The organism is Dermacoccus sp. UBA1591 (assembly GCF_002322065.1).
GTDB classification, from domain to species: domain Bacteria; phylum Actinomycetota; class Actinomycetes; order Actinomycetales; family Dermatophilaceae; genus Dermacoccus; species Dermacoccus nishinomiyaensis.
Genome location: NZ_DCNR01000075.1, coordinates 1 through 5,760, shown reverse-complemented (window position 1 = coordinate 5,760; position 5,760 = coordinate 1). Strand labels below are relative to the sequence as shown.

General features: G+C 65.7%; 5 protein-coding genes and 2 pseudogenes. 4 read left to right on the top strand and 3 right to left on the bottom strand.

The window, feature by feature from the left end:
• Positions 1 to 590 (bottom strand): MFS transporter (locus B2284_RS07700; RefSeq protein WP_286697346.1); only part of this gene is annotated, 590 nt, incomplete at its 3' end.
• Between the two features lie 81 nt (positions 591 to 671).
• Positions 672 to 935, bottom strand: a complete 264-nt coding sequence (locus B2284_RS07695) for a hypothetical protein (RefSeq protein WP_074046206.1) — start codon at positions 933 to 935, stop codon at positions 672 to 674.
• Between the two features lie 285 nt (positions 936 to 1,220).
• On the opposite strand from B2284_RS07695, the gene B2284_RS07690 reads away from it, so the two are divergent.
• From B2284_RS07690 to B2284_RS07680, 3 genes and pseudogenes are all read left to right on the top strand, one after another.
• Entirely contained in the window at positions 1,221 to 1,643 is a 423-nt protein-coding gene (locus B2284_RS07690; RefSeq protein ID WP_136788714.1) for a hypothetical protein, read from the top strand.
• 162 nt (positions 1,644 to 1,805) lie between these two features.
• Positions 1,806 to 2,113, top strand: a pseudogene (locus tag B2284_RS07685) (integrase core domain-containing protein); the annotation flags it as partial.
• Positions 2,114 to 2,576: 463 nt separating this feature from the next.
• The gene (locus tag B2284_RS07680) at positions 2,577 to 3,062 is read left to right on the top strand and encodes a hypothetical protein (RefSeq protein ID WP_136788715.1); all 486 of its coding nucleotides are present in this window, start codon (positions 2,577 to 2,579) and stop codon (positions 3,060 to 3,062) included.
• An 81-nt stretch (positions 3,063 to 3,143) separates the two neighbouring features.
• Here the strand turns inward: B2284_RS07680 and B2284_RS07675 are convergent, their stop codons facing one another.
• A complete protein-coding gene (locus B2284_RS07675) occupies positions 3,144 to 3,740 on the bottom strand; it encodes a GNAT family N-acetyltransferase (RefSeq protein WP_136788716.1) in 597 nt (198 codons plus the stop codon).
• Between the two features lie 153 nt (positions 3,741 to 3,893).
• On the opposite strand from B2284_RS07675, the pseudogene B2284_RS07670 reads away from it, so the two are divergent.
• Positions 3,894 to 5,162 (top strand): annotated as a pseudogene (locus B2284_RS07670) (IS3 family transposase).
• The last annotated feature ends 598 nt before the right edge of the window (positions 5,163 to 5,760 follow it).

The following is a 5,760-nucleotide window of genomic DNA, read 5'->3' as shown; positions in this document are numbered from 1 at the left end:
GCGTAGAGAGCGGGCACGAGCCCGAGCGCCATCGCCCAGCGCCACCCGTTGTCGTGCGGCACGATCGTGAATCCGATGACGGCCGCGAGCAGCCACCCGAGCGCCCAGAACGACTCGAGGGCGACGACCATCCGTCCTCGCAGGCGCTTCGGGGCGAACTCGCTCACCAGGGTCGAGGCCACCGGGAGTTCCGCGCCGAGGCCGAGCCCGACGACGAAGCGCAGGGCGCACAGGACGAGGAAGCTCGGCGCGAGCGCCGACAGACCCGTCGCGATGCCGTAGACGACGAGTGTGCCCGCGAACACGGTGCGGCGGCCGATGCGGTCGGCCAGGGCGCCGCCGACACCGGCGCCGATCGCCATGCCGACGAAGCCGATCGAGGCGAGCACCGACAGGTCGCCGGTCGTCAGCCCCCACTCCTTCTTGACCGCCACCATGAGAAAGCTGATGAGCCCGACGTCCATCGCGTCGAGCGCCCAGCCGACGCCCGAACCGACGAGCATCGAGCGATGACGCGCCGTGAACGGCAACCGATCGAGCCGCTCGGTTCGACTCGCGGGAGCCGAGAGTGGGGTGGGACGGACCGTCATGGCGCCGCTCTTTTCGTCACATGGGAAAGAAAGGAATGACGTTCACCCTAACGCCTTTGTGTCATGACGATGAATAAAACGTCACGCCGACTTTCGGCGGGGCACGAACGCGAGCAGCGCAACGGCTGCGACGACGGCGAGGCAGCATAGCGTCGCGTAGGTCGTGGCGCCGGCGACGAAGCCTGCGCCGATGCCGCCGCCCGCTCCGGCAAGCGCGACGAGGACGTCGCACGTTCCCTGTGTGCGGGCGCGGGTTGCGCTCGAGGTGGCGTCGACGAGCATCGCCTTGCCGGCCAGCAATCCAGCGTTCCAACCCAACCCCAGCAGCACGAGCGCCGCGATCATCACATCCCCTTGGCCCCCGCCCTCCCCGGTGAACTCCCCCCTGCTGGGTGGTTGGTGCTGGCGTCCCTGGACTCGAGGGTCCGGCTGTCGGCTGAGGACGTGGCGTTGAAAGCGCAGCTGTGCCCTGCGTCTGGTGAGGTGTCGGGGTGGACGCGACGGCAGGTGCTGCGTCATCTGGCGCACTTGCAGGCCCACGGGCTGGATCAAGTCTCGGCGAACGCCGAGTGGACGCGCCCCCAGACCCTCCCCACACTCGAGGGACCTCTGTCGAGCATCAGGTGGTGCGTGAGCGGATCTCGTTGGAACGGCTCGTGTTTCGTGGGCGCGTCGGCGTGGGTGCTGGCGCGTCGTGCGTCGATCGCTGCGTGTCAGGAGCGTGCGCAGCGCTGGTGGGCGGGTCTGGACGCGGGTGAGCGTGCGCTCCGGGTGCAGCGGTTGAGTGGGGAGTTCTCGCGTCTGGGTGCGCGGCGTCAGCAGCAGCGCAAGCGTGTGTGGGAGGAACGCAACCTACGCCGTGGTGTTGACCTGTCGCGGCGACATGCGGGCTGGCTCGAGGCGCAGGATCGACGCGAGTTCGAGCGGCGCCGCGAGGAGCGTCGCGTGTGGTTCGCGAACCTGGCACAGCCCCTGCGTCAGGCGTACGCGACGAGTTGGGATGAGCACCGGCGTCGCTACGGCTACGCCACGTCGAAGGATGGGAGGCTCTGAACCGGGCTGAGCCAACCTAGGCGGCCCGTTGTGGCCCATGATCGGGGGAACGCACCTTGCACGAGATGCACACCTACAGGGGATGACGTGGCGAACAAGAACCCCGGCACGGCTCGCAGGCCAAGCGTGACGAGTTCTGACGACGTCGGTGTGGCCGGCTGCGTCGTGCACACGGACCGCGGTCGCAATTCAGGAGCCGCAAGTTCGTGTACGCGATCCATCGCCACGGCTTGGCCGCGTCGATGGATCGCGTCGGCGCTGCGGCTGACAACGCCGCGATGGAATCGTTCTTCGCGCTGCTGCAGAAGAACGTCCTGGACCGTCAGGCCTGGCGAACTCGGGAAGAGCCTCGGATCGCGATCGTCACCTGGATCGAGCGGACGTATCACCGGCGCCGCCGGCAGGACCGGCTCGGACGATTGACGCCCATCGAGTTCGAAACCATCATGACCACAGCAGTCGAACTGGCTGCCCAACCACTGTCACCTGATCGTGCAGCGGTCCCCCTTGCCCGATTGATGGTCAGTGAACAGTTCGTCGACCACCCCGAGCGCTTCTAGCTGCCTGGCTAGATTCTGCGACGTCGACGAGACGCGCGTACCCACGATTTGTCCCGGCATGTCTAGTCCCTGCTCGCAACATGAGCATTAAGGCCACCGAGGACCCTATTTGCACGCGGACCCCATGGCGTCGCCACTGTGCAAATAGGGTGTACCCCAGAACGCGCGAGTAAGAACCCCCTCAGATGCACACTTTCCGACACTGAGCATCTAGAGGGGTTCCTATTTGCCCACAGGGGTGAAGGTCTCACCCTTGCCCAGATCGGAAGCAACCACGGACGAGTGGGCCGCGCGGCAAAGGTGCGAAAGCCTTCGTTTGAGCTACCGGTGAGGGGCGCCAGTGAATCTTGCGTGTCAGTGCCAGAATCAGCGCATGGGACTATTCGGATTCGGCAAGCGTGACGGTGACGGCGACGAAGTTGAGGGTGACGACGAGGACTGGGGTATGGAGCCAGCGCACCCTCGCTTCGCAGAGCATTTCACTCATCCGATCTACAACGACTCGGGTAACGACTGGGGCCCGTTCGGCGATGATGAGGGAGCCGACACCCTCGCGGAGTGGGAAGATCGTCGCGACGAATTAACCTCCTCCACCCGGTTGCGGGACATGTACGACTCGGAAGAGGAATGGCAGGAGTCGGTCGCTGAGATCGGAACGTCGCCCCTCGACACGGACGACGAGGCCACCTGGGTTGTGGCGCGTGCCTTCACCCTGCTGCGACTGACAGGTCAGATCGACGACGAGGGCAAGGCTGCCGCCCTGCGAGGACTGGACCGGCTCCTCCAAGAGACTGACAACGCCGAGGAATATCTCCAGCAGAAGCGCGACCTCGAAGCTTGGCAGAACCCGAGTAACTGACACGCGGGGCCATTCCGCGCAGTGCGGAAACGGTCGTTTGAGCTACACCGCTGCGGACGTACGCCTGCGATGGCGCGGGCGCTACTTCGAATACCAGGGGCGCCCCTCGCCGTCCGCGCATGGAGGGCGCACCGTTCCCGAGAGCACGGTCGCATCGGCGAGGCGCACCATGCGCACCTCGTGCGTTTGATCGGTCTCCTCCCAGCGACGTTCCCCGTCGTCGCGGAAGCCGCTGCGGTGATAGAAGCTTCGCGCGCGCTCATTGCCCTCGACGACCCACAGGTAAGCGGACCGGCCGCCGAGCGCGTTCTCCATGAGATGCCGAGCCACACCCGTCCCGCGCGCCTCGCGAGCGACGTTGAGGCTGTGTAGCTCTAGGTCGAGTGGAGCACCATCGTCACGCGGCTCACCCGCTCGTGCCCACCCGACTAGGGCGTCGCCACGAAAGGCGCCGAGCGTGGAAGGGCCGTTTGGGTCGTCGAGCATCCGGCGCGCTTGGTTTGTCACAGCGCCCAGTTCGAGGCTGGACAGGCGCTCTGCGGGCATGAGCCCGTTGTACGTCTCGCGCCAGATCGCGATGAGGAGCTCGGCGTACGTTTGCGCATCACCACCGGTTAGCGGACGCAGCTCTATTCCATCGGGCGCCCATTCGCAGGATCGCATTTCGGCGTGAATCATGACCTCACCGTAGTGGGGTCACCTCCGTGCATGATGCTCGATGGGGACGAGTAGAACGCCCTCTCTCGAAACCAGTCGCTGGGGCCTGACCCCGGTTCTTGGACATGCTGAATCCAGCACGTGGTGCTGGGGAAGCGAGATGATCCGAGAATCATGGCTAGGAAGAACTATTCCGAAGAGTTCCGTCGTCAGGCCGTCGACTTGTACGAGTCCACCCCGGGTGCCACGGTCCGCGGCATCGCCGATGATCTCGGCATCGTGCGTGGCACGCTGCGGCACTGGCTCGAGGTCTACGGGACCGGCAAGAAGACCGCCGCTGACGGGACGTTGACCTCCAGCCCGCTGAAGCCCAGAACGACACCGTCTTCGCCCGTGAGAGTCGAGCCGCTTGAGCAGCGGGTCGCCCGGCTCGAAGCTGAGAACGCGGCGTTGCGAGCAGAGACGACCAAGCTCACGACCGAGCGGGAGATCCTGCAGCGGGCGGCCAAGTATTTCGCCGGGGAGACGCGCTGGTGAGTCGCTTCCAGTTCGTCGCCGATAACTCCGCCACCTTCGAGGTGAAGCGACTGTGCGAGCTCGTCGAGATCGAGCGCTCCTCCTACTACGCCTGGCTCAACGCGGCCCCGGCACGAGAGGCCAGAGCCGCTGACGACGCAGCGCTGGCTGAGCGGATCCGGACCGTCCATTCCGCCGACAACACTCAGGGCGCGCCACGGATCACCGCCGAGCTCAACGCTCAACTCGGTGACAGCGCGGCTGCCGGTGAGCGGGTCAACCACAAGCGTGTCGCGAGGGTGATGCGCTTTGAGGGCATCCGCGGCTACATGAAGCGCCGCAAGGTCCGCACCACGATTCCCGAGCCGTCGGGGCAGAAGTACCCCGACCTGCTCCAGCGTGACTTCACCGCCGAGCGCCCCAACGAGCGCTATGTCGGCGACATCACCTACCTGCCGATCGCGGACGGGACGAACCTGTACTTGGCGACCGTGATCGACTGCTACTCCCGCAGGCTCGTCGGATGGGCGGTCGCCGACCACATGCGCACCGAGCTCGTCGAGGACGCGCTCAAGGCAGCCGCCGCAACCCGCGGCAGCCTCAAGGGCGCTGTGTTCCACAGCGACCACGGCTCGGTCTACTGCTCGAAGGCCTACCGCCAAGCTCTGCCGCAAGCTCGGCGTCACCCAGTCCATGGGCGCCGTCGGCACCAGCGCGGACAACGCCCTCGCAGAGTCGTTCAACGCCACCATGAAGCGCGAGGTCCTCCAAGACACCGCCTGCTGGAGTGACGAGCTGACCTGCCGCCGGCAGGTCTTCAGATGGCTCGTCCGCTACAACACCAAGCGACGCCACTCGTGGTGTCGCTACACCTCGCCGGACGCCTTCGAGACCGGCTACACCGCTACGCTGCGACCTGCTGCGTAATCACACCCCGTGTCCAAGATCCGGGGGTAGGGCCCCTGAGCGTCAACCGCGTTCGCGAACGTGGCCCAGCCACGCAAGTTGAAGTACCCCACAGCGGCATCCATGCGCGCTGACGATCCGAAGGTCTCGATTAGGTGAGGTCCGAGATCTGCGTCGATGTTGTCGAAGATCCGAGTCATGCGTCCGATCCGCCGTCCTGTTCGTCGCTCTGCGACCTTATATCGTGAGCCACCGCGCGGGGATGCGATGAGGCCCATCCGCTTACCCTAAGGTGAAGTTTCCCGGGGTTTGCTCACGTTGACCCACAAGGGTTCTCGCCTGGGACTGATCGTCGGCGGATTCAGCCTGGGCCGGGACGGTAGCCGAGCCCTCCATGCGATGATTCCGTCGTCTCGTGGATCCACCGGTAGATGGCTGCGTGCGGGAGGCTGCCCTTGCGGGCCCCGGGAACGTTATAGCGGATCCACTCCCCTAGCCAGGTTCAGTGGCTTCCCGTGCGCGCCAGTCGATGGTGGCATCGAGAGCAGCAGCGATCGGGACTGCTGCATGGGTAGGTGACAGGGTTTAGGCAGCCAAATCGGCTCTTCACGAACGAGGG